Genomic DNA, 25,378 nt, shown 5'->3' with positions numbered 1-25,378 from the left:
ATCAAGGTGTTGCCGGTGGTGAGGAAGACCTCGCCGACCGTCTTCGCGTCGAGCTCTGCCAGCTTGGCGAGCACGGCGGTGAACCCGCGCCGCATGTTGACGCCGTGATCGGCGTCGCCGATCGCCGAGTCGAGCTGGGTCAGCTGGTCGGCGTGCTCGGCGATGGCTGCGGCGATGGCCTGCACCCAGGCTCGGGCGAGGGCTACGTCCACCGGGATCTCCTTCGGCTCGGAGGCTGTGCTCTGGGACTGGGTACGTGGGTGGGCGTGCCCGCACCGCTGACACGGCAGGAGCGGGCACGCCCGGTCGGTGGTGGCTACCAGCGCAGCGCGGGGGTCCGCACGGGCGCGTCCCACAGGGTGAGCATCTGCTCATCGGCCTGGCAGATGGTGATGGACACGCCAGCCATGTCCAGACTGGTGACGTAGTTGCCCACCAACGAGCGAGCGATCGTGATGCCCTTGCCGTCCAGTGTGGACGCGACCTCGCCGAACAGCAGGTAGAGCTCGATCAGCGGGGTGCCGCCCAGGCCGTTGACCATGACGATGGTGCGGTCAGCCGGCGCGAGCGGGTGGTCGGACAGGATCGCGTCCAACGCGGTGGCGACCACCTCGTTGGCGGAGGCCAGTTTCTCGCGTCGCCTGCCGGGTTCGCCGTGGATGCCGACGCCGATCTCCATCTCGTCGTCGGGCAGGTCGAACCCCGGCCGTCCCGCCGCCGGCGTGGTGCAGGAGGTGAGAGCGACGGCGAACGAGCGCGACGCGGCGTTGACCCGCCGTCCCAGCTCGGCGACCTCCGCGACACCGGCACCGCCCTCCGCCAGCGCACCCGCGATCTTCTCCACGAACACGGTCGCTCCGGTACCGCGTCTGCCCGCGGTCCACGTCGAGTCCTGCACGGCCACGTCGTCGTCGACCAGCACGGTCTCCACCACGATGCCCTCCGCGGCGGCGAGTTCCGCGGCCAGCTGGAAGTTCATGACGTCACCGGTGTAGTTCTTCACCACGTGCACCACACCCGTGCCGTTGTCGGCCGCGACGGTGGCGGCGAGGATCTGGTCCGGCACGGGCGAGGTGAACACCTCACCGGGACAGGCCGCGTCCAGCATGCCGACGCCGACGAACCCTCCGTGCAGGGGCTCGTGCCCGGAGCCACCGCCCGACACCAGTCCCACCTTGCCCGCGGCCGGCTTCCCGGCGCGGGTGATGATCTTCTGTTCCAGATCGACCCTCAGCTCGGGGTGCGCCGCGGCCAGACCGCGCAACGCGTCCGGGAGGACGTTCTCGGGGTTGTTGATGAACTTCTTCATCAGGCGGCCCTCCCAGCGGGTTCGGGCGTGAGGACTTCCGGGCTCTGTCGGCGGGTGTTGAGTGCGGCGTAGGCGAAGCCCGCCAGGACCGCGCCCGCGACCTCCGCGATCAGGTAGACCGGCAACTGCTCCCAGTGCACCGTTCCGCCGAAGAGCTCGCCCACGAGCATCGGACCGAAGGTGCGGGCGGGGTTGATCGACGCTCCGGTCGCCGGTGCGACCGGGATGATGATCGCGAAGACGGCCAGGCCGATCGCCAGCCCGGCGAACCCGGACGGCGCTCGCCGGTCGATCGCACCGAACACCACGAACGCCAGCAGGAACGTGCCGATGGCCTCGGCGGCGAACGCCTGCCCGGCACCGACCGGCGCGGCGTAGCTGGCGATGCCCAGCCCGACGGTGACGGCTTGCTTGCCCAGCACGGCGATGATGGCCAGTGCACCGATCACCGCACCGAGCACCTGCGCGCCCAGGTATCCGGGGACCTGACGCCAGGGCATCTGCTTGGTGGCGGCCAGCGCCAAGGTGATCGCGGGGTTGATCTGGCATCCGGAGATGTGCCCGATCGCGTAGATCATCGCCACCACGGCCATCGCGAAGGCGAACGAGATGATGCCCAGCTGCGCCATCGTGAACGGCGCGGTGCCGCCGATGATCAGCGTCGCGGGCACCGAACCCACGCCGATGAAGACCAGCGTGGCCGTGCCGATTACCTCGGCGAGCAGCTTCTGTGGGTAAGAGTTGTCATCCATGACGCGCCCAGGCCGGCGGCCGGCCGGGCGTCTCACCTCCTCCGCATCAGTGCGGGGTCCGGGGTTGTGTTCAGCATCACTGAACAGCGTTCCGGAAAGATAGGCCTGAGGCCGAGGTGTGTCAACGGTCGGGACGACCCGTCAGGCTCCGCGACGATGCGAGGTCCGGGTGGCCCCGAGGTCTCGCGAAAGGTTGCGCGCCGTCTCGCGCACCGTGACGGCATGATCCTGACGGACGGGTTCGACCAGCAGTCGTTCCACCGGCCCCACGATGCCGATCGCACCGACGACGTGCCCGGACCGGTCGAAAACCGGGGCCGCGATCCCCGCGTCGCCCAACGTCGACTCCTGGTCCTCCACCGCGTAGCCGACCCGGCGAACCTGCTCCAGCTGAGCCGTGAGCTCCGCCCGGTCGGTCACGCTCGCCCCCGTCAACACCGGCAGCTCGCCGGCCAGCAACCGTTCCTGGTCCGCGATCGGCCCGGCCGCGACGAGCGCCTTGCCCAGCGCGCAGGTGCTCCACGGGATGCTCGCGCCGACCTCGAGGATCTGCACGGCGCCTTCCGGCCGGAACGCGTGGTGCACCACCAGCACGTGATCTCCGGTGAGCACGGCGACCCACACCGCTTCCCCGGTCCGGGTCGCCAGGCCATCCGCCCAGGTCACCGAACGCGTGCGCAGCTCGTGAGTGTCCAGGTAGGCGTTGCCCAGCAGCAGCAACGACGACCCGAGCCGGTACTTCCCGGTCTCCGCGTCCTGCTCGACCATGCCCTCGGCCTCCAGCGTGCGCAGCAGCGCGTGGACCGTCGGCTTGGCCACGCCGACCCGCTCGGCGAGCTCGGTCACCCCGAGCCGCGGACCCGCCGCCGCCAGCTCGCGCAGGATCGACGCCGCGCGACGTACCGACTGAACCAGCATCGGCCACCCCCCTGTTCGGTATTGCTGAACTGCGTTCCGATATCTAACATCTGCGTTCATGAATCGACCAGTCGGGATCGTACTCGTCTCGCACAGCCGCGGACTCGCCGCCGGACTCGGCGAGTTGCTGGCCCAGATCGGCTCCGGCGAGGTACCGGTGGTCGCCGCGGGCGGAACCACCGACGGTGGCATCGGCACCAGCTACGACGTCATCGCCAACGCCATCGCGCAGGCCGACCACGGCAACGGGGTGGTCGTACTCCCCGACCTGGGCAGCGCGGTGCTCACCACCCGCACGGTCCTGGACGACCACCCCCGCCCCGACGTCGCGCTCGTCGACGCACCCTTCGTCGAAGGAGCCGTCGCCGCCGCGGTCACCGCCGCCTCGGGCGGAGACCTGCAGGCCATCGTCACCGCTGCCAAGGAGGCCCGTGATGTCCCCAAGTTCTAGCGCCCAGGCCTCCGTGGTGCTGCCCGCGCACCTGCACGCCCGGCCGGCGGGCAAACTCGCCCAGAGCGCCGCGCGCTTCACGGCGACCATCCACATCGGACACAACGGCCGAACCGTCAACCCCACAGGCGTGCTCGCACTGATGAGCCTCGGCGCCACCGCGGGCACCACCGTCACCATCACCGCAGACGGACCCGACGCCCAAGCCGCAGTGGACACCCTGGCCGAAATCCTCACCACCGCGGAATAGCCGTTCACGCGTCCGCGGCAGCCAGGCCGTCGCGTCGGTCGCGACCGACGGCCGGCTCGACCGCATCACGCCACAAGGGATCGCTAGCCGGGCGTCCCGTCGCGCTCGCTTCTCTGGGCGAATCGCTGGCGTTGCCCTGCGTGTATGTCGCTCACCCATTCCCAGCCAGGTTTGGCCGATGAGCCGATCCGCGGGTCGTCGGGAACATCCCCGTCACGCAGGGCAAGTACGTACGCGCGGTCCTGTTCGATCCTTGCGCCTACCTGATCAGCTCTGCCGACGGATCCGTGACCCGGGATGATGACATCGACGTCGTCCGTCACGTCTTCGAGCAGTCGCAGCCCGACGAGATAGTCCTCGATCGGGTCATTGGTGCTGTTCAAGTCGTCGAGCATCGGAATCAAGACATCGGAAAGCATGTCGCCAGCGACGAGAACGCCGCGTTCCTCGATCAACAGCGCCGCATGGCCCTGGGCATGAGCCGGATGCTCAACAATCCGGATTTGAGGGCCATCCCAAGGGATCCACGCAGTTCCGGCAGGCAGACCGGTGATGAGGCCGAACAGGTCCAGCGGTACCTCCTCGGCGATCTCCGGCGGCAACCCCTCGGCGACGCGGGCCCTCCAGCCCGTGGTTGACAGCAGATCTCGCATTTCGGCCGCACAGCGGGCCGTACCGTAACGAGGTGCTTCGCCGAGTTCGGCGTGCCAGAGCACGTGATCCCAATCAGGATGCGTCGAGAAGCCTGCCACAACGGGCTGGCCCAACTCGGACAGGTCGTTCGCCAGACAGGCCATTTCTGAGCGCGTTGTCCCGGGGTCGATGAGCAACACGCCGGCCCGGCCCTGCACGACAACCGTGTTGTTCTGGATCAACTCGCTCTGGTGGATCAGCACACCCTCAGCAACCTGAATCAGCATGGGATTCCTCCGCTTGTAGTTCGCAACCGCCGTCCGAGACGTGAGTGGTGTCCTGGCTCAGCCGAGAGCCAAGGTGGCAACGGCAAGGGTGCAGATACCGATGCCCGTTCGCTGCCTGGCGCTGATCCGCTCTCCGAGCACGCCGGCCGCGAGCAGCACGGTAACGACCGGGTAGAGCGAGGCGAGGACTCCGGCGATGCCGAGACTCGTCGCTCCGGTAGCGACCACGAACGCGAGGGTGCCCGAGGCGCCGAGCACGCCGGAGGCACTGCCCCAGCCGACGACGCCTGCGCCCACACCGCGGCGGGGCCGCCAAGGCTGTCCGAGGCTCGTGGCGGCAACGATGGTCAGGATCGCGCCGATCAGTTGGTTGGCGGCGAGCGGCAGCAGGCCGGCGTCAGCCGAGATCTGGGCGAGTGCGATGAAGAGGACCCCGAAGCCGACGCCCGCGATGGCACCGTCGACGAGCGCTCCCCGCGCCCGCGCCGGGCGATCCGACGTGGTCTCGCGCGAGACCAACCAGATCCCCGGAAGTGCGGCGAGCACGCCGACCCACACCAGCCAACCAGGACGCTCACCGAGGACCACACCTACCAGCACGGGCAGGACCGCGGCCCCGACCGCCGAGATCGGCGCCACGAGACCCATCCGCCCGCGGGCGAGCCCGCGGAACAGGAAGATGCTGCCGGTCGCCGAGCCGACTCCCGCCAAGAGTGCCCAGCTGAAGTCCGATGTGGCCGGGCTACCCGGCAGCATCAGCCCGGCCACGAGCATGACGAGCGCGCCAGTGGCCTGCCCGACCAGAACGACCTGCCACGAGGAGTACCGACGCGAGCCGACACCGCCGATGAAGTCCGCTGCGCCGTACGCGAAAGCCGACGAGAGCGCCAGCAGGATTCCGATGTTCACGGCATCGAGCCTGGGGCTGATGCGGTCCAGTCTGAAGGTCCACTCGCGGACCTGTGGAGCGGACCATTTGGTGTACTGATGGCATGACGGTGGAATGGGCGCGCGGTGGCCCCGACCTCCTGGTGACGCTGGACCGCGGCGCTGGTCCGCTCGGGATTCAGATCCAGGACCAGTTGCGGGCGGCGATCCGCGATCAACGGCTCGGCGCCGGGGAGCGCTTGCCGTCGACTCGACGCCTGGCCGAGCGGCTCGGCGTCTCCCGCGGCACGGTCGTCGACGTCTACGAGCAGCTGCTGGCCGAGGGGTACGTCGAGTCCGCGGTCGGCTCCGGGACACGGGTGGCGACCCTGCCGGTTGGTGGGCCGGTCCGGCAGGCGACCGGCGTCGCTGCGCCCTCGTACTCGGCCTCGCCGTCCCGACCGGTCGAGGCCGACTTCGAGTACGGCATCCCCGATCTCGGCTCGGTGCCGTTGAGCGACTGGAGTTGGGCGGTGTCGGAGGCGACGCGGACCCTGCCGACCGCCGAGTTGGGCGACGAGGACCCGGCCGGTTGGCGGCGCCTGCGAGAGGTTGTCACCGCCTACCACCGTCGCGTTCGGTCGGGCTGCGCGGTCGCCGAGGACGCCGTCGTCGTTTCGGGTTTCCGGCAGGGACTGGCTTTCGCCCTCGCGACGCTGGCACAGCACGGCCTCCAGCGCATCGCGCTGGAGGATCCCGGACCCCGCGAGCACGACGTCATCGCCCGCCGCGCCGGCCTGGACCCCGTGCCGGTCCCCGTTGACGACCACGGCCTCGACGTGGACCGCCTGCGCGAAACCAGGGCACGGGCGGTGTTGTTGACACCGGCCCACCAATGTCCCACCGGTGTCGCGCTCGGCCCGTCGCGGCGACGCGACCTGGTTGCCTGGGCGGACGAGGTCGACGGGGTGATCCTCGAGGACGACTACGACGCCGAATTCCGATACGACCGTCAGCCGGTCGGGTCGCTGCAGGGCCTCGATCCTGCCCGCGTGATCGCTCTGGGATCGGTCAGCAAGACGCTCGCACCCGCGATCCGGCTGGGTTGGGTGCTCGCACCACCGCGCTTCGTGGCGGGGATCATCGAGGAGAAACGGCTCAGCAGTCGCGGCGCCCCAGGGCTGGACCAGGAAGCACTGGCGTTGCTCATGGAGTCGGGCCGGTTCGATCGCCACTTGCGGCGCGTGCGGGAGATCTACCGCGCACGCCGGGACGTGCTGGCGGCCGAGGCCGAGCTCGCCTTCGGGGCGGGCCGGTTGCACGGGCTGGCGGCCGGCTGCCACGCGCTGCTGCGCCTCCCCGACGGGACATCCGAGAGCGCCGTCGTGGCGACCGCGGCGACCATGGGCGTCCGAGTCAACGGACTCGCCCACTACCGGTTCGCGCCCGCAGGTGCGGAAACCGAGCCGCGCCCGCCCGCTCTCGTACTCGGCTTCGGCAACGTCAGCGAGCTCCAGATCCGCCGCGGCATCCGCACACTCGCCAAAGCCGTCCGACAGACGCTCCAGACGCCTTAGCTGCCCCCAGTTGAGGCAGACCATGCGCGTTCCCTGTCGTCCTGAATTGGTCGGGCGAGGTTGATGGACAGGGCGAGTACGTTCGAAGGCACCGCCGCGCTGGGTTCCCCCGCACAGCTACCTGACACAGGCCGAGATTCCATGTGGGGCGGGATGAGCGTGAGACAGTTCGGTGTCAGACTCGCAGCCGCTACTCTCTTGATCACTTCACTGGCCGCACCGCCGTCGGCGTTGGCGGCCAGCGGGATCGACGAATCCGACGGGTCCGCGCAGTCGGTGATCGTGGTGATGCGCGACCAGCACGACGAGGTTCCGGCGACACCCTCAGGTGCTCCCCGGCGCAAGGCGTTGCTCGAGGCCGATCAGCAGCCGGTGCTGGAGATCGCTCGCCGGGCGGGCGCGCAGAACCTCCAGAAATTCAGTGTGGTCAACGGTTTCGCCGCGTCGATGACACCGGTGGCACAGGAGCGGCTGGCCGCTGATCCACGGGTGTTGGCCGTGGTGCCGGACCGCGTGATCACCCGGCCCGGAACAGTCGAGCCGCGCACCCGTGGCGCCGCGGCTCCGGACCAGCGGGTGTGTCCCGCCAATCCGGCCCGGCCGTTGCTGGAGCCGGAGGCGCTGCAGCTCACGCACACCGCGTTCGAGGACCGCACGGTCCCGCAGGCGCAGAACCTCGCTACCGGCAAGGGCGTCAAGGTCGCGTTCCTGGCCGACGGCCTGGACATCGACAACCCCGATCTCGTGCGGCCGGACGGCAGCCGGGTCGTGGTGGACTACCAGGACTTCACCGGCGATGGCGTCGACGCCCCCACCGACGGCCGCGAGGCGTTCGGCGACGCCGGCGCGGTCGCCGCACAGGGCCGCCAGACCTACGACCTGGCCGACTTCGCGCATCCGGCCTCGCCGCTGCCGAAGGGCTGCACGATCCGCATCCGCGGGATCGCGCCCGGTGCGTCGCTGGTCGCGCTGAAGGTGAGCTCGGCCCAGGGCGCCACGACGTCGCAGATCGTGCAGGGCATCGAGTACGCGATCACCGTCGCCAGGGTCGACGTGATCAACGAGTCGCTGGGCAGCCACCCGGTGCCGGACAACCAGAACGACCCCATCGCACTGGCCAACCGCGCCGCGGTGGCCGCGGGCATCACAGTGGCCGCGGCCAGTGGCGACGCCGGCATCAACGGCACGGTCGGCGCACCGGCTGGCGACCCGCGGGTCATCAGTGTCGGCGCGTCGACCAGTCTGCGCACCGACGCGCAGCTGCAGCGCAACCTGCCCGGTTTCCGCGGCGGCTGGGTCAGCGACAACGTCTCGGCCATCAGCTCCGGCGGCATCACCGAACGCGCCGAGGTGATCGACCTCATGGCACCGGGTGACACCGGATGGGCGTTGTGCTCCCCCAACGTCGAGATGTTCGCCGGCTGCACCGACCGCGAGGACGAGCCGTCCCCGATCCAGGTGTTCGGTGGCACCAGCCAGTCCGCTCCGTTCGCCGCGGCCGCGGCCGCACTGGTGATCGAGGCGTACGCGGCGACGCACCGCGGGGCGAAGCCGGGTCCCGCGCTGATCAAGCAAATCCTCACCAGCACGGCCACCGACCAGAACGACCCGGCCGACCGGCAGGGCGCGGGCCTGCTCAACACGCTGCGCGCCGTGCTCGCTGCTCAGTCCATTCAGGACGGTCATGGCACGCCGCAGCCTCATGGCGACAACCTCCTGGTCGACCGCACCCAGCTCTCCGTCACCGCCCCGCAGGGCACCCAGGGCACCGTGCCCCTGCGCGTGACCAACCTCGGCGCGAACACCCAGACCGTGGCGGCACGCAACCGCGTGCTCAACCGCACCGTCTCCGACGAACGCGGTACCGTGACGCTGGACGCGCGTGCACCCGGCACGCCGACCTGGACCGACGGGTTCGGCGTGCGGCGTGCCTTCGTCACCAGAACGTTCACCGTGCCGCGCGGCGCCGCACACCTGGACGCGTCGATCGCCTTCGCGCCACCCGAACCGCGGTCGGTCACGCTGCGCCTGCTCGACCCCGACGGCCGGATCGTCGGCGACTCGTCGCCACAGGGTCCGACCGGGTTCGATCACGTCGACGCGCACAACCCCGCACCGGGCAGGTGGACGGCGATCTTCGACGCCATCGCGGCCGCCGACGGCTTCCGCGGCCCCGTCGACTTCGGGTTCCGCACCTCGGCCTACGGCACCATCGGCATGGTCACCCCGACCGCGCTCACCCTGCGACCGGGTGAGAGCGGCACGTTCCACGTCACGGCCGACCTTCCGGACCGGGCGGGCGACCTCAGCGCCGCGGTGCAACTGGACTCGGCCCAGCGACGGCTAGCTGTCCCGTTGACGCTGCGCGGCTTGATCACCACCAGCGACGGCAATGGCACCTTCAGCGGCACCCTCACCGGCGGCAACGGCAGGGAGGAAGGCCCGGCGCAAGCCACCCGCTACCGGTTCGACGTGCCGCCGGGACTGCGTGACTTCGGCATCAACGTCAAGTTGAGCGGCGATCCGAACCAGCAGGTGTTCGGCTTCCTGGAGAGCCCGGACGGCCAACTGCTCAGCCAGCAGAGCAACGTGACCGCCATCGACCCCGAGGGCAACCCGATCTTCATCCGCGAACTGCAGGAGTTCCGCCGCGATCCCGCACCCGGCAGGTGGACGTTCACCGTGTGGGTCTTCAACCCGGTGGCCGGCACGGCGATCAGCCAGAACTTCACCGGCACACTCCGGTTCAACCTCGTCGAGGCGTCCGCGACCGGCCTGCCGACCAGTCCGGGCACGGTGCTGCCCGCTGGTCAGCCCAGGCTCGCGCGGGTGACCGTGCGCAACACCGGTATCGCACCACAGCCGTTCTTCGTCGACGCCCGCTCAACCACCACCGGCGATCTGCGGCTGGTCACCGAGGACGACGAGACCGATGTGCCGATCCCGCAGGACGACGCGCTCGACTACCAGGTGCCGCCGCTGACCACCCGGCTCACCGCCACGGCGGCCAGCACCAGACCCGCGCACGTCGGGTTGTTCAGCATCACCGGCCAACCCGAGGTCCTCGGGAGGCCGAACGCCCAGAACCTCGCCACCGCAACGGTGACGGCCGTCGAGGTGCAGCCGGGACCGTGGTCGGCAGCGACCAGCCTGATCGGGCCGTTCCCGCCGGGCGGCGCCCCACCCGCCACCTCGGACTTCCGGGCCGTGGCGCGCACCCAGCTGTTCGACGACGCGGTGACGTCGTCCACCGGCAACGTGTGGCTGGCGGCGGTCCGGCCGGACCCGCCGAAGTTCACACCGCTGGTACTCGATCCCGGTGAGACCGGCACCATCGCGGTGACGATCACACCACGTGGCCCCAGGGGAACTGTCGTCTCCGGCGTGCTGTACCTCGACGACTTCAACGAGTTCTCCCAGACCGGCGACGAACTGAAAGCACTCCCCTACACCTACACCATCGGCTGATCCGGAACTGGTGGGCACGTTGGTTGCGAGCGTGCCCGCCTCATCCGCTCGGCCCGTTAGGACGCCATCCGCTCGAGCAGCGCCTGCCGCAGGCCGGTGACCGACAGGGTGGCCAGCACCCGGTTCGCCGTGCCCTCGCCCCCGGCCAGCAGTCCCAGCAGAAGATTCTCCGTACCAACACAACTGTGCTTTCGGGACACCGACTCGCGCAGACCCCGCTCGAGAACCTCCTTGACCCTCGGGGTGAAGGGCAAGCGCGGGACCATCACCCGGCCCGGCCCGAAGGACTCGTCCGCGCGCCGGCGGACTTCTGTTCGCGGGCCGCGGCCACCTTCACGCCCCACTCGTCGAGCACCGCGCCGGCCATGCCGTCCCGAACGTTGATCAAGCCGAGCAGGAGGTGCTCGGTGCCGATCCAACGGTGTCCGAGCGCGATCGCCTCGTCCTGCGCCGAGGAGATGGCATGCCTCGCCGGATCGGTGAGCCTCTCGAACAGTTCGGTCTTCTTCGCCTTGCGCTTGAACACCTCACCCCTCCTTGCCCTGCGTCTTGCGTCTGCGGGCGTGCTTCTCGTGCACCGTCTGGCGACTGACCCGCAGCGCCGTCGCGATCTCCTGCCACGACCAATTCCGGTCACGCGCGTTGTCCACGTGCAACCGTTCGAGCTCCTCCAGCAGCTGCCGCAACGCGACCACCGCCCGCAGACCCACCGCGGGATCCTCGTCAGTGATCTGTCCCGCCAGCACGGCCGGGGTGTCTTCAACGTCCACCCTGTCAGGATGTCCTGACAAGGTGACGTTGTCAAGAAACCCTGACAGGCCTCGCCATTCGAGTGAACGTGGCGGTGCGGGCCCGCAGTTCAGGTAGGCGGCGTCGAGTTCGTCGTCGGTGAGGTAGGAACCGCCTCCCGCGTGCGCGGCGATCCGGGTGTGGCGCAGCAGCCCGCGAGAGTTGCGAACGCCGCCAAGGCCACCGCCGCACGCACGCATCCGAGTCGCATCACCCATGATCACTACTACAACGAGGATGTGTCGCGGACCGGTTTCGTTGTGTCGCAACGCAAAGCGCCACCGAATGGCGCAGAGCGAGGCCGGCGGGCACCAGGCTGCCCCGCAGACCTCGCGCGGTCCTACGCCCGTGGCTGCTGGTTCCCCTGCGGGTCCCCGTGGCACTGGACACATCCCAACACCAGCCATGCCGACGGAGCTGACGCGAGCCCGACGCTGTCGGTCGAGTGGGAGAGGCCCACCACAGCGACGAGACGAACGCCGATGATCGACAGCCAGCGGAGGACGCTTCGGTTCATGCCTGGATCCGACATGGTGACCCCCATCATCGAAGGAGCCCGATCGTGTCACGCGGGCGTCCCGTTTGGCAGGAAAGCCGGCCAGGTAGTTGGCTCTGTGATCGGCAGATCTACCGGGCAGTCGGCAATCGAGCGCGACACCTCCACAGCCGCGCAGGGCGGTTCCGGCGGCGACGGCGACGGCTCGAACACCGCCGTCAGCGGCAACTCCGGGAACTCGGGAAACTCCGGGTCCACATCACGAGCCTGCACCAAAAGTTCCCAAGAAGTTGGGAACATCCTCCGGCGACGCGCGTAGTGTTCCAGGAAGTGCCCCGGACCCCGGCGTGACGTTGCCGACCGAGGGGTTGTTCCCATGGCACATCTCAACCCGAGTCCCATGACCGCACCTGAAACGGGGATCGCGGAGCCTCACGAGACAACGGTCGCCGCCATCCTGCGCGGTGTCCGGCTGGGCCTGTTCACCGCGGCTGACGCCGACCTGATGATCGACCGGGTTCGCGCGCTCGCAACCAGGTTGCCGCCCTTGATCGGGGACAGCTACCCGTCCGCGGGCAACGGGCACGCAGCGACACCCCTTCCCATGAGTCCTGATAGGACAGTGTCATGACGGCGTCCAGCAGCACGCACCCGCTGGCACGACCTGGTCCCGAACCGAAGCCGACGCCCACTCACGCCCGGTTGATGCGCAACCAGATCCTGGTCAAAGCCTTCGTGCTCATCCTGTTCGCGGCAGTACCACTCGCCTGGGGCTGGGGGCAGAGCTGGACGGACATCGCCCTGGCCGCTGGTTCGTACGTGGTGTTCTGCCTCGGGGTGACGGTCGGCTACCACCAATCCGTCCCCCATCGCGCGGGCGCCGCCAACGACCGAACAGGGCGCAACGTTGCCCCGCCCGAGGAGCAAGACCCATGACCACCGTCCTCCAGCACTTGTCAACCGACCGGATCCCAGGCGCAACCGCCGTCCGGCCGGCACTCCACCCCTGTGCGGAGCTGGTGACCGTCACAGCGCGCCCAGTCCTACCTGGAGCGATCGTGCTGGCGGTGCGCGGGGAGGTGGACTCGTCCACAAGCCAGCAACTGCAGGACGGTCTCCTCGCCCACTTGCGCCCCACCGGCCCGCCACTGGTCATCGATCTCACCGACGTGACGTTCCTGGGCGCGGCCGGCCTCACCGTCCTGGTCAACGTCAGCGAGGCAGCGGTAGCGGCGCGGGTCGGACTGTGCGTGGTCGCGTGCGCACGCTCTGTGCTGCTGCCGCTGAGGATCACCGGCTTGGACGAACTGTTCGACATCCACCCCGACATCACCCACGCCCTGCTCCGGCTGGGCGACGGCCCGGACGGATAACACCCCATGCGCAATCCCAGGGTCACCGAGATCCTTTCGGCGATCGCAAGGCCCAGCGCACCGCCCTCGTCATGACCGGCGTGGCGGTACCTCGCTCGACCGCGAACGGCTCCTCCGGCGAGGAGCACCCGCGGCTGCCCGCGGACACCAGCAGCGTCATCAACAACGTCGTCTACGTGGACGGGGAGTCCATCGCGTCCCCGGCCACCCTGGCCGACACCTTCCAACTGCTCGAGCGGCAGCCCGGCAGCATGGCCTGGATCGGTCTGTACCGGCCGGCCGAGGCGCAGCTGATGTCCGCGGCCATCCAGCTCGGGCTGCACGGGCTGGCGGTGGAGGACGCAATCACCGCCCGCCAGCGCCCGAAACTGGAACGCTACGGCGACACCCTGTTCGTGGTGCTGCGCTCGGCCAGCTACCGCGACGACACCGAACGGGTCGACTTCGGTGAGCTGCACCTGTTCGTGGGCCCCAACTTCGTGCTCACGGTGCGGCACAGCGCCACACCGGACCTGACCGCCGTGCGCCACCGGCTGGAGGCCCAGCCGCACCTGCTGCGGCTGGGCCCCGAAGCGGTGCTGTACGCCGTGCTGGACGCGGTCGTCGACGGCTGCACACCGGTGGTGTCCGGCCTGCACAACGACATCGAAGAGATCGAGACCCAGGTGTTCAGCCGCGACCCGAACGCCTCCCGGCGGATCTACGAGCTGTCCCGCGAGGTGATGGAGTTCCAGCGCGCCACCCGCCCGCTGCTCGCGATGCTCGACAGCCTGTCGGCCGGCTTCGCCAAGTACGGCATCGACGAGGAACTGCAGCGCCACCTGCGGGACGTGGCCGACCACGCCACCGTCGCGGTGGAGCAGGCCGACAGCTTCCGCGGCATGCTCGCCGACATCCTCACCGTCAACACCACCCTGGTCACCCAGGCGCAGAACGAGGAGATGCAACGCCTGGCCAAGGCCAGCAACGCGCAGAACGAGCAGATCAAGAGGATCTCCTCGTGGGCGGCGATCCTGTTCGCCCCCACCTTGATCGGCACCATCTACGGGATGAACTTCCACCACATGCCCGAGCTGAGCTGGCTGTGGGGCTACCCGTTCGCGCTGCTGCTCATGGCACTGGTCTGCACCGGCCTGTACCTGGTGTTCAGACGCCGGGGCTGGCTCTGACACCGGCTCGCGCAGTTCCGGCTTCCCTCGATTTCACCTGCCCAGCCCTCGGCCTCGGCACGAACCGGACGCCAGGTTCGCGACGGGTGGCGACGACACCGGGAATCGGCTATCGGATCGCCTGATCTGACGCGGAACGCAGAACGGCGGCCGTGGACGTGAACCACGGCCGCCGCGAGCCCTGCTGTCTGTGTTGCACCTACTTCAGGTCGTAGGCCCGAATGATCGTCTGTTCCACCGATCCGGCGACGTCACCGGTCTTCGCCTTGAACGACACCGACTTGGCGTCCTTCGGGTGGTGCAGCGTGACCGACCACCTGCCCGCGGTCCGAAACGCCTTCGTCTGCTGCCAGGTCACGCCGTCGTCGTAGGACACCTGGATCTCCGGAGTCCTGACGTCGGTGACGTACCCCGGCGTGCCGTTGCGCTGCACGCTGACGGGGATGGTGAGCGGACGACCCGCAGCCGCGCTGTTGTGCTCGTCGAGCTTCGGAGCGAACCTCAGTGCCAGCAACGGGATCGTCGCATTGGTGCGTTCCGACGTGAACGTCCAGGTCGTGTCCAGTTTCGAGGTCAGCGAGTTCTCCCGGCTGCCGGTGACGTGGAACCGGTAGGTGTCCCTGGCGTCAGGCACTTCGACGGCGGCGTACCCCGGCTTGCGACTCTCCGAGATCACCTGGTCGCCCCGGTAGAGCACCGACCTGGTCTCCTGGCCGACGACGCCGTTTCCGATGGAGTCGCCGTTCTGGCTGAACATCGGCACGCCCAGGAACAGCAAGGTGTCCGAGCGGTCCGCGTTCAGGCTGTCCATCGGGAACGACGGGCCGAACACCGCGGTGTTCCAACGTTCGGCGACGTGCTGGCCTCGTTTGAACGTGCGCGGCCGCGAGTTCTGGACGCCCAGGAGCTTCCACGACTCCACCGGGTCGAACTCGTCGAGCGTCGTTCTCCACGGCACGCCCGGCGTGTAGTACTCCCGCAACCGCAGCGGAGCCGGTCCGAAGGCACCGCCATTGCGCCGGACAAGCGACCCCGGCACACGGACGTGCGTCACCGAGTCGACACGAGCGAGTTCGGAGTCGAGCACCTTGCGCCGCAGGTTGCGGGGCACCTTGCCCTTCTCCGCCATGCGCAGGTTGTACTGGAACGGGCTGCCGTTGAAGGTGCCGCCCGCGTCCCTGCGGGCCTTCAGCACCTCCGCGGACCACTCGAACTCCGGCGCCGAGGTCGTCGACGGGTGCATGCACAGATCGGCGAAACCGGGCAAGCCGAAACCACTGCCGAAGCTGCCCCAGCTCGCCTTCGTGGTGAACTGGACCTCGGCCCCGCCATCGCTCGCGTCCTGCCGTTCGACGGCGAGGTCCGGCACGGTGCCGGTGCGGTGGTCCAGCAGGAACTCCTGCGGACCCTTCACCTCGACGTTCGGCTCGATCAGCCAGGAGATCCCGGACGACGCCGGGAAAGAGGCCATCTCCAGGAGGTAGCGCCCCTTCGGCAGCGTCCTCGTGATCGTGCCGGACTCGTCGTAGCCGTCCTGGTCGCGGCTGCTGAACTCGCTTCCCTCGTCGAGGTTCACGAGCCGGTACTGGTAGCGCGGCGTCGGCTTGCCGTCTCCATCGACGAACGAGAGCTTCACCGGGTAGCTCTCGATCTGCCTCTCGACGGTGAGCGGAATCCTGGTGCCGTCAGAAGACTTCACGACCGCGGTGTAGAAGCCGTCCGGCACGTTCACGCGCGTGTCCGCGGTGACAACAGCTTCGGCCGTGCCGCCCGCGGGCACGGTGAGCTTCGCCGGTGACACGCTGAACACGCCCGCGCCCGGCTTCTGCTCGTCGATCTTCAGATCCAGCGTCACCGGTTCGCTGCCGCTGTTGCGGTAGGTGACCTTGCGGATGATCGGCTCGTCGTCGCCGTGCGGCCACGCCGCCCGGCCGAGGCTCAGGCTGCCCGCGTTCGCCGAGACGGCGGCGGCCACGGCCTTCGCGACGTCCACGCGTCCCGCACCCTGCTCGTAGAAGGTGTTGGCAGCGTTGGGCTTGGCGGAGTTCATCAACGCCGCCTTGATGTCCTGCCCCGTCCACGCCGGGTGCTGCGCGGCCAGGATCGCGGCCGCGCCCGCGACGTGCGGTGTCGCCATCGACGTGCCGTCCATGGCGACGTGGTTCTCGTCGACCGGGGTGCCGATGGTGCCGTTGCGCGCCTTGGCCGCCACGATTCCGACGCCGGGTGCGGTGATGTCCGGCTTGATCGCGTTGTCCTTGAACCGCGGGCCGCGGCTGGAGAAGTTCGCGAGCGAGTCGTCGCGCAGCACCGCTCCTACGGTCAGGGCGGCATCGGCGGCCGCCGGCGAGGCCACCTGGCCGCCGGAGTTGCCGGCCGAGACCACGAACAGGGCGCCCGTCTGCGCTGAAATCCGGTTCAGCGCCAACGACAACGGGTCGTCGCCGGAGCTCGGCCGGCCACCGCCGAGGCTCATGTTGACGACCTTCGCCTTGGTGGCGGCCCACTCCATCCCGGCGATGATCCAGGACTCCTGGCCGCCTTGCGGGCCCAGCACTTTGCCGCTGACGAGCTTCGCGTCGGGCGCGATGCCCTGGTACCTGCCGGCACCGGTGATCGTGGACGCTACGTGCGTGCCGTGCCCGCTCAGATCGTCCGCGGTCGTGGTGTCGGTGAAGTTCTGCGCTTCGACGACCGCGCCCGCGAGGTCCGGGTGGGTGGCGTCGATGCCGGTGTCGAGCACCGCGACCGTCACCCCCGCACCGGTGAGGCCCTTCTCCCAGGCGCTCGGTGCGCCGATCTGGGCGGCGCTGCGGTCCAGCGTCGCCGTGACCTTGCCGTCGAGCCAGACCTTCGTCGTGCCCATCCCCCTGACCTGCGTCCAGAACTCGCCGTTCTTCGGTGCCTTCGCCGCGCGGGCACCGATGCTCGCCAGCGACGGCCCACTCGCCACGCCGAGGTCGCTCTGGACGATCAGCGGAATCGTGTCGCGACTGGTGTCGTCGTAGCCGGACCTGGCGAGCAGCGACACGTTGAACAGCCGCTCGTCGAGTGCCCCGGACGCGACCTGCTGCTCGGCATCCGCGGGCACGACGTGCAGGTCGCCGCCCACTTCGGTGTACCGGTGAAAACCCATGCGCTCACGGCCTGTGCCGGGCCTGGTCCGCACCTCGCCACCGACCACCGAGACCTGGTCGCCGGTGATCAACGTGACCGCGGTCGTGAGACCGTCGGCCCGAACCTCGTTCCGCTCCCCCGTCGCCGTGGCGGGCACGGCTGCTGTGGACATGACCGCGGCAGCCGCCAGCCCGGCGGCGAACATTCGTTTGTTCAACGCGAATCCCCCGTGTTGTGCGCCCCGATGCGGAGCGCTTCCCCTGCATCGAGGACGCCACCGGGGAGTGGAGGTTGCGCCTGGTTCTCAGGAACCTTTCAGCTTCAGTCGATCCGGTGGGCGTCCTCGCCGCCATTCCGTCTCCTCGACGAATCGGCTCGCCGGTGCATACACCGCGTCCGCACGGGTACTGCCTGGATACGTTCCCGCACCGAGGAGGATGCAGTGGCTGCTCGCAAGCCAGGCAAGCTCGTGAAGGCAGCGCTGGAGAAGGCGGTGGACAAGGTCACCGAACTGGTGAACCCGCCGATCCCCGGCGCCCCGGCCAGTGAACCGCCGTCTCTCGACGAGCCGACCGACCCGCGCGGGCCGCTGCCGCCGAAACCGGACCAGACCGGGCCGGAGACGGTGTCGCCGACCGGCGCTCCCACCGGCGCCCCGCAGGTGGCCAACGGGCAGCAGGGCGACTTCCTCACCACGTCGGCCGGCGCGCGGCTGTACGACACGGACCACTCGCTGAAGGCCGGGGAGCGCGGTCCGACGCTGTTGCAGGACCACCACCTGCGCGAGAAGGTCATGCACTTCGACCACGAGCGCATTCCGGAGCGAGTTGTGCACGCACGCGGGTACGGCGCACACGGCGTGTTCGTGGGCTACGGCACGGCGGCGAACGTCTGCATGTCGGCTTTTCTGGGTGACGGCGTCGAGACGCCGGTATTCGTGCGGTTCTCGACCGTTCTGGGCTCGCGAGGATCAGCGGACACCGTTCGCGACACCCGCGGGTTCGCGACGAAGTTCTACACCCAGGAGGGCAACTTCGACCTGGTCGGCAACAACATCCCGGTCTTCTTCATCCAGGACGGGATCAAGTTCCCGGACGTCATCCACGCGGGCAAGCCGCACCCGGACCGGGAGATCCCGCAGGCGCAGAGCGCGCACGACACCTTCTGGGACTTCGTGTCCACCCACACCGAAGCCACCCACCACGTCATGTGGAACATGTCCGACCGCGGGATCCCCCGGTCCTACCGCACGATGGAGGGCTTCGGCGTCCACACGTTCCGCCTGGTCAACGCCGAGGGAGAGACCGCACTCGCGAAGTTCCACTGGAAGCCGAAGCTCGGCGTCCACTCACTGGTGTGGGAGGAGGCGCAGATGATCAGCGGTATCGACCCCGACTTCCACCGGCGCGACCTGGCCGACGCCATCGAGTCCGGCGCGTACCCGCAGTGGGAGCTCGGCCTGCAGGTCCTTCCCGACACGCCTCGGCAGACGTTCGAGGGCATCGACCTGCTCGACCCGACGAAGATCGTGCCGGAGGAGCTCGCGCCGGTGCAGCCGGTCGGGATCCTCACGCTCAACCGCAACCCGCTGAACTACTTCGCGGAGACCGAGCAGGTCGCGTTCCACCTCGGAAACCTGGTGCCCGGCATCGACGTCACCGACGACCCGCTGCTGCAGTCGCGGCTGTTCTCCTACCTGGACACCCAGCTGACGAGGCTGGCGGGACCGAACTTCAACCAGATCCCGATCAACCGCCCGCACGCGCCGGTCAACGACATGCTCCGCGACGGGTTCCACCAGCACGCGGTGCACGCCGGCGTCGCCCCCTACCGGCCGAACAGCCTCGACGGCGGCAACCCGTTCGAGGCAGGAGTCGAGGAACGGCCGTTCGTCGAGGTGGCGCAGCCGTTGCCGAAGGCCGTGAAGATCCGGCAGTCGCCCACGTCGTTCGCGGACCACTACACCCAGCCGAGGCTGTTCTGGCTGAGTCTGTCGCCGATCGAGAAGGAGCACGTCGTGCGCGCCTTCACCTTCGAGCTCGGCAAGTGCTACGAGCAGACCATCAAGGAACGCGAACTGCTGGTGCTGGCCAACGTCGACCCGACGCTGTGCGCCGAGGTGGCCAAGGGACTCGGACTGCCGGTGCCGGCCCCCACCACGCGGCCGAAGAAGGTCACGCCGAGTCCTGTCCTGTCGCAGATCGGGCAGACGTGGCCGACCGACGGGCGCGTCATCGGGATCGTGGTCGATCCGGCCGATCTCGATGGCGTGCGCACGGTCCGCGAGGTCGTCCTGGCCGGCGGGATGGTGCCGCTGCTGATCGCCCCGACGGGCGGGCCGCTCACCGCGGACGGCGGACTGGTCGCGCAGCGCACGTTCCTCACGGCGCGGTCGGTCGAGTTCGACGCCCTGTTGCTCGCGGGCAGCCCACCGCCCGGTGCGGACGCGGCGCCTGCCAGGGACGCGAAGGCCGGTGCGCCGGGTGACACCGTCGACCCGCGCGTCATCCTGATGATCCAGGAGTGCTTCCGCCACGCCAAGGCCATCGGCGCCTGGGGCAACGGACGCACCGCCATCGAGGTCGCCGGGTACGCCGCAGAGCCGGGAATCGTGATCGACGACGACCCGTCGGACGTGCTCAAGGCAGTGACGATGCTGCTCGAAGCACACCGGGTGTGGGAACGCTTCCCCGCGACGATCTCCTGAGGAGTCCGGTCGTGACCGACGCGCTCACCGAGGAGGAGCTCGCGTTCCTCGGCTCGATGTTCGACCTCGCCCGCGCCGGCGACACGGATCAGCTGATCGAGGCCGTCGACGCGGGGATACCGGTGAACCTCACCAACGGGTCAGGCGACTCGCTGCTCATCCTGGCCGCCTACCACGACCACCCGGAGACGGTCCGGGCGTTGCTGGAGCGAGGCGCGGACACAGGGCGAGTCAACGACCGGGGACAGACAGCGCTCGGGGCAGCGGTCTTCCGCCGCTCCGAGCGCATCGTCGGCCTGTTGCTGAACGCGGGAGCGGACCCAGCTCTCGGGCCGCGGTCCGCGCTCGACGTGGCCCGCTTCTTCGACTTGCCGGAGATGCTGGCGCTGCTGACCCCGAGCGCTACCGAGGTTCCTCACGGCGGGTCTGGGTCTCGCGGCGTACTTGGTGGGTCTGCTCCGTGATCGCCCCGATCCGGTCGGCCGGGCCGGCACGGCAGGCAGAGGTCTGACGCGGCTCGACCGGGGTCCGCCCTGTCGACGTCGCCATGTCGTACCGCCACTGCGGCCGCGGTGGCAGCGCGGCCAGGAGCAGGCTGATCCAGGCCTGCCGGGCGAGTTCGGCGACGGCGCGCGGGCGCGTGCCGCATGCTGGTTCCCGTGGAGCTCAGCACCGAACAACTCTCGTCGCTGCGTGACCTCGTCCGCACCGGAGTGCTCGACGAGGACCAGGAACGCGCCGTCGTGGCCGCGCTGCACCGGCCCGCTGCCGCCACCAGACCGGAACGCCTGATCGAGGTCATCGGGTACGTCGGCGGAGGACTGCTGCTCGGCGGTGCCGCGCTGCTCGTCTCGACGTCGTGGGACGACCTCAGCCGGGGCAGCCGGATCGGGCTGCTGACCGCGGCGACACTGGTGCTGCTCGTCGGCGGGCTGCTGATCGCGGGCGGGCCCACCGCGGTGCGCGTCATCTCCGGTGTGCGGCGGCGCATCGTCGGGACGCTGTTCGCGCTGGCGTCCGGCACGACCGCGTTCCTCGGCGGGGCGACGGTCGACCGCGACGAGCTGTTCGTCGGCAGTCTCGCCGGGCTCGTCGTCGCGGCGGCCACCTACCTGCTGCTGCCCACCGCACCGGGACTGCTGGCGACCGGGTTGTTCAGCGCGCTGGTCGTCGGCGACGCGGCGGGCGAGCAGGCGGACGGGACGTCGCTCACCGTCGGGCTCGCCCTCTTCGTGCTCGGCACGGCGTGGATCGGGATCACGCTGTCCGGACTCGTCCCGCAGCGGCAGCTGGGCCTCGCTGTCGGGGCGACCATCGCGCTCATCGGCGCTCAGCTGCCCATCACGGACAACGACACCGCGGCGTGGGCGTACGGGCTCACGGCCATCGCGGCCGTCGGCAGCTTCGCCACCTACCTGCGGGAACACTCGCTCGTGCTGCTCGTCGCCGGAGTGGTCGCCACGACGCTCGTCGTGCCGGAGGCGGTGTGGGACTGGACGGACGGGACGGTCAGCGGTGGCGGCCTGGTGCTCGTCGCCGGCGTCGTGCTGCTCGCCGCCAGCGGGCTCGGCATGCGGCTGCGGAAAGCCGAGAACTGAACCCGTTGGGCTGACCGGCCGTACGCCTGGGTATGCCGGGTAAGCGCACGACCAGGACGACAGCCGCCGCCGTCGCCATCGCCGCGACGGCCCTGATGCCGTCGCAGGCCTCAGCGCAGCCGAGCTCTGATGCGCTGAACACCTACAACGACCTCTCCCGCCAGGCCGAGAAGCTCCACGAGGACCACCTCAAGGCGCAGGAGGACCTCAAGGCCAAGCAGGGCGACCTCGACAAGGCCAACGCGGACCTGCAGAGAGCCGGGCAGGTCGCGGACAAGGCGAAGGCCGACGAGGACCTGTTCCGCGGCCGCGTCGACCTGCTGACCGAGGCGTCCTTCGAGGGCGCCCGGTTCACGCAGCTGTCCGCGCTGCTGGTGAGCGAGTCGCAGCAGGACTTCCTCAACCGGATGTCCGCGATGTCGATGATCGCCCAGGACAACAGCGAGGCGATGGGCAAGCTGTCCGCCGCGCTGGACGCCGCCCGCAAGGCGCAGGCGTTCGCGCAGGACGCCCAGAAGCGCGCGGGCGAGGCCACCGACGGTGCCGCCAAGCTGGTCAACGACATCGCGGCCAAGAAGTCCGCGATGGACCAGCAGGTCAGCGCCGCGCGCAACCAGTACCAGTCGCTGACCTCGCCGCAGAAGGCGCAGCTGGCCAACCCCGGCGACACCTCGCCCGTCCAGGTCCCGGCGGGCGCCGCCGGTGCGGCGCTGGAGTTCGCGCTCGCGCAACGCGGTGACACCTACGTGTTCGGCGCCAACGGCCCCGACGCGTGGGACTGCTCCAGCCTCATGCAGAAGGCCTACGCCGCGGCCGGGGTGTCGATCCCGCGCGTGACCTACGACCAGGCGAAGCTCGGCCGCGCGGTAACCCGTGCGCAGGTCGCCCCCGGTGACCTGATCATCTACTACTCGGGCCAGTCGCACGTGGCGATGGCCGTGGACAACGTCCGCGCCGTCCACGCGTCGACCGAGGGCGTGCCGGTGCTGATCGCCAACATCGACTCCATCGGACCGATCAGCGTGATCCGCCGCGTGGTGGGGTGATCGACGATGACATCGGTCACGTGGTCACGCACGCATCACGTTTTCGCGCCGACCACGCCTGACCAGCGAGGGCCCCGCTTCCGGCCCCCAGACCGCCGTCGTACCATCCGTGACCAACACATCTGATCAGCTGCCGGACGGTGAACGCGGAGGACCCGGTGGTGGACGTACACACCACCGTTCCGTAACCTGTCCGAGACCTTCGGGCCGGTAGTTAGCTCCAACGGGGCACCCGCCAAGGTCGCCGTCTCACGCGCTGTAGTACTGCGCGGGCGGCTGTTAGGACGAAGGAGGAATGCGCGACGTGTTGTCGCACCCCTCACGCCGCACCGTGCGTGGAGCTCTGCTGGCGACTGCTGTGGTCGTGGTGTCGAGCCTTCCCGGTGGCCAGGCAAGTGCTCAACCCCCCGCGAACGCCTCCGACGCGCTCAAGAAGTACGAAGAGCTGTCCCACGAGGCGGAGAAGCTCAACGAGCAGCACCTGAAGGCCCAGGAGGACCTGAAGGCCAAGCAGGGCGAGCTCGACAAGGCGAACGGTGACCTGAACACGGCCAAGCAGGACGAGGACGCGTTCCGCGGCCACGTCGACCTGCTGACCGAGGCGTCCTTCGAGGGCGCCCGCTTCAACCAGCTCTCCGCTCTGCTCGTCAGCGACTCCCAGCAGGACTTCCTCAACCGGATGTCCGCGCTCGGCGTGCTGGCTGCCGACAACTCCGAGGCCATGGGCAAGCTCAGCGCTGCCGTGAACAAGGCCGACGAGGCGTCCGGCAAGGCCAAGGAGGCCACCGACGCGGCGCAGAAGCTTCTCGGTGAGATCGACGAGAAGAAGAAGGCGCTCGACACCCAGGTCAACGACGCGCGCACCCAGTACAACCAGCTCAGCGCGGCCGACAGGGCCAAGCTCGGCGCCGGTGGCGACATGTCCAAGATCCTGGTTCCGCCGGGCACCGCGGGCAAGGCGCTGGAGTTCGCGCTCGCGCAGCGCGGCGACGCCTATGTCTACGGCGCCAACGGCCCGGACCAGTGGGACTGCTCCAGCCTCATGCAGAAGGCCTACGCCGCGGCCGGCGTCAGCATCCCGCGCACCAGTGGCGCACAGGCTGGTGTCGGGCGGTCGGTGTCGCGTGCCGAGGTCAAGGCGGGCGACCTGATCATCTACTACTCGTCCCAGTCGCACGTCGCGATGGCCGTGGACAACGTCCGCGCCGTCCACGCGTCGACCGAGGGCAAGCCGGTGCTGATCGCCGACATCAACTCCATCGGCCCGATCAGCGTGATCCGCAGGATCGAGTGATCCGCAGGATCGAAGGCTGACAAGGCGCAGCAAGCGAAAGGGCCCCGTCCCACGTGGACGGGGCCCTTTCGCGTTCCTCCGGTCAGGAAGCCATCTTCGAGACCTCGATGTAGTCCGGCACCTGCGCCTTGAGAGCGCCGTTGGGCTGGAAGCGGTAGTACAGCAACGCGGTGTGGCACGCGGAGTTGCCGTTCCACCCGTGGTCGCAGGTGATCTGCGGGCCGAGGAAGCTGTCCATGTCCTTGACCGACCGCAGTGCCTCCGTGACGTTCGCGGCCGTGATGGTGCCGTTCATCGTGGACAGCACACGGGACAGCGTCATGGTGTCCGCGAACGAGACCACCGCGCCCGGCACGGGCTCGTTGTGGCCCGCCGCCTTCATCGCGTCCTCGTAGATCTTGATCTCCTGCTGGTTCGCGGGCGGCGCGGACAGCGGGTCGGTCGGGTTCCAGTGGTCCTGCGACAGCTCGACGCCGATCGACTGCTTGCCGACGGCCTTCGGCAGGCCGGTGCAGGACGCGGCCAGGATGCGGCCGTTGTAGTCCACCTCGCGCAACGCGCGCACCATCGACGCGCACTGTTCTTCAGTGGCCGCAATGCTTCCGCTCGCCTCGGGCGCCTCACGCAGCACCTGTTCGGCGAGGACGGTCCAGTTCGGAGCCGCGGCGTCGTAGTAGATGCTCTTGTACTTGATGCCGAATCTCTGGGCGGCGGGCCGCAGGACGCCGTCGGTGAACGCGTGGCTCGTCGGCGCCTCGGGGAGCAGCCACGTCACGGACTTCACGTCCTGGTCGGCGTAGTACTTCAACGCGGCGGTGCCGTAAGCGAGTGAGGCGGCGCCGAAGAAGAACGAGTTGGTGTCCATGATCTGGCCCGGCGCGAGGTGGACGTGCCCGACGACCGGGATGCCCGCCGCGGTGTACACCGGGATGGCGGCGTCGGCACCGATGTCCACGCCCTCCACCGAGACGACGACCTTCTCGCGCACGAACATCTCGGCGCACTGGACGGACTGCTCGGGTGACCCGTCGGTGGCGCAGCGGACGACGTCGAACGGACGTCCTTTGACACCACCGTTCTTGTTGAGGTACTCGACGGCGACCTCGGAACCGACCTTCATCTCCGGTGCGGCGAAAGCACCCTGCTCGTTGTTGATGAACCCGATCTTGATGGCCTCCCCGCTGGCTGCGTTGTCCGGTTCCGAGCCGCACCCCGCTAAGGCGGACGCGGCGACTAGAACGGCGGTGGCGATCCTGGCTCGCATGCTGGTGACTCCA

The 25,378-nt window shown here is 69.4% G+C and carries 23 protein-coding genes; 12 read left to right on the top strand and 11 right to left on the bottom strand.

Annotated features, from left to right (window positions below):
- From FKR81_RS38990 to FKR81_RS38975, 4 genes are all read right to left on the bottom strand, one after another.
- A partial coding sequence (locus FKR81_RS38990) for a DAK2 domain-containing protein (RefSeq protein ID WP_146359792.1) occupies positions 1-212 on the bottom strand: 212 nt, incomplete at its 3' end.
- 104 nt (positions 213-316) lie between these two features.
- Positions 317-1,309: a dihydroxyacetone kinase subunit DhaK gene (gene dhaK, locus FKR81_RS38985; protein WP_146359789.1), complete on the bottom strand. Its 993-nt coding sequence runs from the start codon at positions 1,307-1,309 to the stop codon at positions 317-319.
- Complete coding sequence (locus FKR81_RS38980; protein WP_146359786.1) at positions 1,309-2,061, bottom strand: MIP/aquaporin family protein; 753 nt, start codon at positions 2,059-2,061, stop codon at positions 1,309-1,311. The genes dhaK and FKR81_RS38980 overlap by 1 nt, the downstream gene beginning before the upstream one ends.
- A gap of 141 nt (positions 2,062-2,202) precedes the next feature.
- Positions 2,203-2,979, bottom strand: a complete 777-nt coding sequence (locus FKR81_RS38975; RefSeq protein WP_235922165.1) for an IclR family transcriptional regulator — start codon at positions 2,977-2,979, stop codon at positions 2,203-2,205.
- Positions 2,980-3,037: 58 nt separating this feature from the next.
- Here FKR81_RS38975 and dhaM point away from each other — a divergent pair, with 58 nt between their 5' ends.
- Together dhaM and FKR81_RS38965 are read left to right on the top strand one after the other, a co-directional pair.
- Positions 3,038-3,430, top strand: a complete 393-nt coding sequence (gene dhaM / locus FKR81_RS38970; RefSeq protein WP_146359783.1) for a dihydroxyacetone kinase phosphoryl donor subunit DhaM — start codon at positions 3,038-3,040, stop codon at positions 3,428-3,430.
- Positions 3,414-3,680, top strand: coding sequence for an HPr family phosphocarrier protein (locus tag FKR81_RS38965; protein ID WP_146359780.1), 267 nt, complete (start codon positions 3,414-3,416; stop codon positions 3,678-3,680). Before dhaM ends, FKR81_RS38965 begins: the two co-directional genes overlap by 17 nt.
- A gap of 83 nt (positions 3,681-3,763) precedes the next feature.
- Here the strand turns inward: FKR81_RS38965 and FKR81_RS38960 are convergent, their stop codons facing one another.
- Together FKR81_RS38960 and FKR81_RS38955 are read right to left on the bottom strand one after the other, a co-directional pair.
- A complete protein-coding gene (locus tag FKR81_RS38960; RefSeq protein WP_146359777.1) occupies positions 3,764-4,600 on the bottom strand; it encodes an MBL fold metallo-hydrolase in 837 nt (278 codons plus the stop codon).
- Between the two features lie 57 nt (positions 4,601-4,657).
- Positions 4,658-5,509 (bottom strand): DMT family transporter, encoded by an 852-nt coding sequence (locus FKR81_RS38955; RefSeq protein WP_222598553.1) that lies wholly within the window; start codon positions 5,507-5,509, stop codon positions 4,658-4,660.
- Between the two features lie 83 nt (positions 5,510-5,592).
- On the opposite strand from FKR81_RS38955, the gene pdxR reads away from it, so the two are divergent.
- Together pdxR and FKR81_RS38945 are read left to right on the top strand one after the other, a co-directional pair.
- Positions 5,593-7,044: a MocR-like pyridoxine biosynthesis transcription factor PdxR gene (pdxR, locus tag FKR81_RS38950; RefSeq protein WP_146359775.1), complete on the top strand. Its 1,452-nt coding sequence runs from the start codon at positions 5,593-5,595 to the stop codon at positions 7,042-7,044.
- A 198-nt stretch (positions 7,045-7,242) separates the two neighbouring features.
- Positions 7,243-10,512 carry a S8 family serine peptidase gene (locus FKR81_RS38945; protein ID WP_186763442.1) on the top strand — a complete coding sequence of 1,090 codons (3,270 nt, stop codon included), beginning with the start codon at positions 7,243-7,245 and terminating at the stop codon, positions 10,510-10,512.
- Between the two features lie 56 nt (positions 10,513-10,568).
- Here FKR81_RS38945 and FKR81_RS38940 read toward each other — a convergent pair whose 3' ends face one another.
- The 3 genes from FKR81_RS38940 to FKR81_RS38930 are packed head-to-tail and all read right to left on the bottom strand — an operon-like array spanning position 10,569 to position 11,282.
- A complete protein-coding gene (locus FKR81_RS38940) occupies positions 10,569-10,766 on the bottom strand; it encodes a Clp protease N-terminal domain-containing protein (RefSeq protein WP_186763441.1) in 198 nt (65 codons plus the stop codon).
- Between the two features lie 11 nt (positions 10,767-10,777).
- A complete protein-coding gene (locus FKR81_RS38935; protein WP_186763440.1) occupies positions 10,778-11,038 on the bottom strand; it encodes a Clp protease N-terminal domain-containing protein in 261 nt (86 codons plus the stop codon).
- Between the two features lies 1 nt (position 11,039).
- Entirely contained in the window at positions 11,040-11,282 is a 243-nt protein-coding gene (locus FKR81_RS38930) for a hypothetical protein (protein ID WP_146359762.1), read from the bottom strand.
- Between the two features lie 1,142 nt (positions 11,283-12,424).
- On the opposite strand from FKR81_RS38930, the gene FKR81_RS44085 reads away from it, so the two are divergent.
- From FKR81_RS44085 to FKR81_RS38915, 3 genes are all read left to right on the top strand, one after another.
- A complete protein-coding gene (locus FKR81_RS44085) occupies positions 12,425-12,733 on the top strand; it encodes a hypothetical protein (RefSeq protein ID WP_186763439.1) in 309 nt (102 codons plus the stop codon).
- Positions 12,730-13,170, top strand: a complete 441-nt coding sequence (locus tag FKR81_RS38920) for an STAS domain-containing protein (RefSeq protein ID WP_146359759.1) — start codon at positions 12,730-12,732, stop codon at positions 13,168-13,170. The genes FKR81_RS44085 and FKR81_RS38920 overlap by 4 nt, the downstream gene beginning before the upstream one ends.
- A 71-nt stretch (positions 13,171-13,241) precedes the next feature.
- Complete coding sequence (locus FKR81_RS38915; RefSeq protein WP_146359756.1) at positions 13,242-14,339, top strand: magnesium and cobalt transport protein CorA; 1,098 nt, start codon at positions 13,242-13,244, stop codon at positions 14,337-14,339.
- A gap of 199 nt (positions 14,340-14,538) precedes the next feature.
- On the opposite strand, the gene FKR81_RS38910 is transcribed toward FKR81_RS38915, so the two are convergent.
- Positions 14,539-17,673, bottom strand: a complete 3,135-nt coding sequence (locus FKR81_RS38910) for a S8 family serine peptidase (RefSeq protein WP_146359753.1) — start codon at positions 17,671-17,673, stop codon at positions 14,539-14,541.
- A gap of 225 nt (positions 17,674-17,898) precedes the next feature.
- Between FKR81_RS38910 and FKR81_RS38905 the strand changes: the two genes are divergently transcribed.
- The 5 genes from FKR81_RS38905 to FKR81_RS38885 all read left to right on the top strand — a co-directional run bounded on the left by FKR81_RS38905 (position 17,899) and on the right by FKR81_RS38885 (position 24,101).
- Positions 17,899-20,163, top strand: coding sequence for a catalase (locus FKR81_RS38905; RefSeq protein ID WP_146359750.1), 2,265 nt, complete (start codon positions 17,899-17,901; stop codon positions 20,161-20,163).
- 11 nt (positions 20,164-20,174) lie between these two features.
- On the top strand, positions 20,175-20,627 hold the full coding sequence (locus tag FKR81_RS38900) for an ankyrin repeat domain-containing protein (RefSeq protein WP_146359747.1): 453 nt from the start codon (positions 20,175-20,177) through the stop codon (positions 20,625-20,627).
- 195 nt (positions 20,628-20,822) lie between these two features.
- The gene (locus FKR81_RS38895) at positions 20,823-21,761 is read left to right on the top strand and encodes a DUF2157 domain-containing protein (protein ID WP_186763436.1); all 939 of its coding nucleotides are present in this window, start codon (positions 20,823-20,825) and stop codon (positions 21,759-21,761) included.
- Between the two features lie 32 nt (positions 21,762-21,793).
- Entirely contained in the window at positions 21,794-22,807 is a 1,014-nt protein-coding gene (locus tag FKR81_RS38890; protein ID WP_146359741.1) for a C40 family peptidase, read from the top strand.
- Positions 22,808-23,102: 295 nt separating this feature from the next.
- Positions 23,103-24,101: a C40 family peptidase gene (locus tag FKR81_RS38885; RefSeq protein ID WP_186763435.1), complete on the top strand. Its 999-nt coding sequence runs from the start codon at positions 23,103-23,105 to the stop codon at positions 24,099-24,101.
- Between the two features lie 82 nt (positions 24,102-24,183).
- Here FKR81_RS38885 and FKR81_RS38880 read toward each other — a convergent pair whose 3' ends face one another.
- Positions 24,184-25,365, bottom strand: a complete 1,182-nt coding sequence (locus FKR81_RS38880) for an ABC transporter substrate-binding protein (protein WP_186763434.1) — start codon at positions 25,363-25,365, stop codon at positions 24,184-24,186.
- Positions 25,366-25,378: the final 13 nt, after the last annotated feature.

Origin of the sequence: Lentzea tibetensis (genome assembly GCF_007845675.1) — a bacterium.
GTDB classification, from domain to species: domain Bacteria; phylum Actinomycetota; class Actinomycetes; order Mycobacteriales; family Pseudonocardiaceae; genus Lentzea; species Lentzea tibetensis.
Note: the sequence above shows the minus strand (reverse complement) of the source record. Positions and strands in the feature narration are given on the sequence as shown.

What these genes read in the sequence shown, in the direction of transcription:
- FKR81_RS38915 (WP_146359756.1), top strand. Translation starts at nt 13,242, where the DNA reads ATGACCGGCGTGGCGGTACCTCGCTCGACCGCGAACGGCTCCTCCGGC.
- FKR81_RS38920 (WP_146359759.1), top strand. Translation starts at nt 12,730, where the DNA reads ATGACCACCGTCCTCCAGCACTTGTCAACCGACCGGATCCCAGGCGCA.
- FKR81_RS44085 (WP_186763439.1), top strand. Translation starts at nt 12,425, where the DNA reads ATGACGGCGTCCAGCAGCACGCACCCGCTGGCACGACCTGGTCCCGAA.
- FKR81_RS38975 (WP_235922165.1), bottom strand. Translation starts at nt 2,979, where the DNA reads ATGCTGGTTCAGTCGGTACGTCGCGCGGCGTCGATCCTGCGCGAGCTG.
- FKR81_RS38880 (WP_186763434.1), bottom strand. Translation starts at nt 25,365, where the DNA reads ATGCGAGCCAGGATCGCCACCGCCGTTCTAGTCGCCGCGTCCGCCTTA.
- FKR81_RS38890 (WP_146359741.1), top strand. Translation starts at nt 21,794, where the DNA reads ATGCCGGGTAAGCGCACGACCAGGACGACAGCCGCCGCCGTCGCCATC.
- FKR81_RS38965 (WP_146359780.1), top strand. Translation starts at nt 3,414, where the DNA reads ATGTCCCCAAGTTCTAGCGCCCAGGCCTCCGTGGTGCTGCCCGCGCAC.
- FKR81_RS38980 (WP_146359786.1), bottom strand. Translation starts at nt 2,061, where the DNA reads ATGGATGACAACTCTTACCCACAGAAGCTGCTCGCCGAGGTAATCGGC.
- dhaM (WP_146359783.1), top strand. Translation starts at nt 3,038, where the DNA reads ATGAATCGACCAGTCGGGATCGTACTCGTCTCGCACAGCCGCGGACTC.
- pdxR (WP_146359775.1), top strand. Translation starts at nt 5,593, where the DNA reads ATGACGGTGGAATGGGCGCGCGGTGGCCCCGACCTCCTGGTGACGCTG.
- dhaK (WP_146359789.1), bottom strand. Translation starts at nt 1,309, where the DNA reads ATGAAGAAGTTCATCAACAACCCCGAGAACGTCCTCCCGGACGCGTTG.
- FKR81_RS38885 (WP_186763435.1), top strand. Translation starts at nt 23,103, where the DNA reads ATGCGCGACGTGTTGTCGCACCCCTCACGCCGCACCGTGCGTGGAGCT.
- FKR81_RS38960 (WP_146359777.1), bottom strand. Translation starts at nt 4,600, where the DNA reads ATGCTGATTCAGGTTGCTGAGGGTGTGCTGATCCACCAGAGCGAGTTG.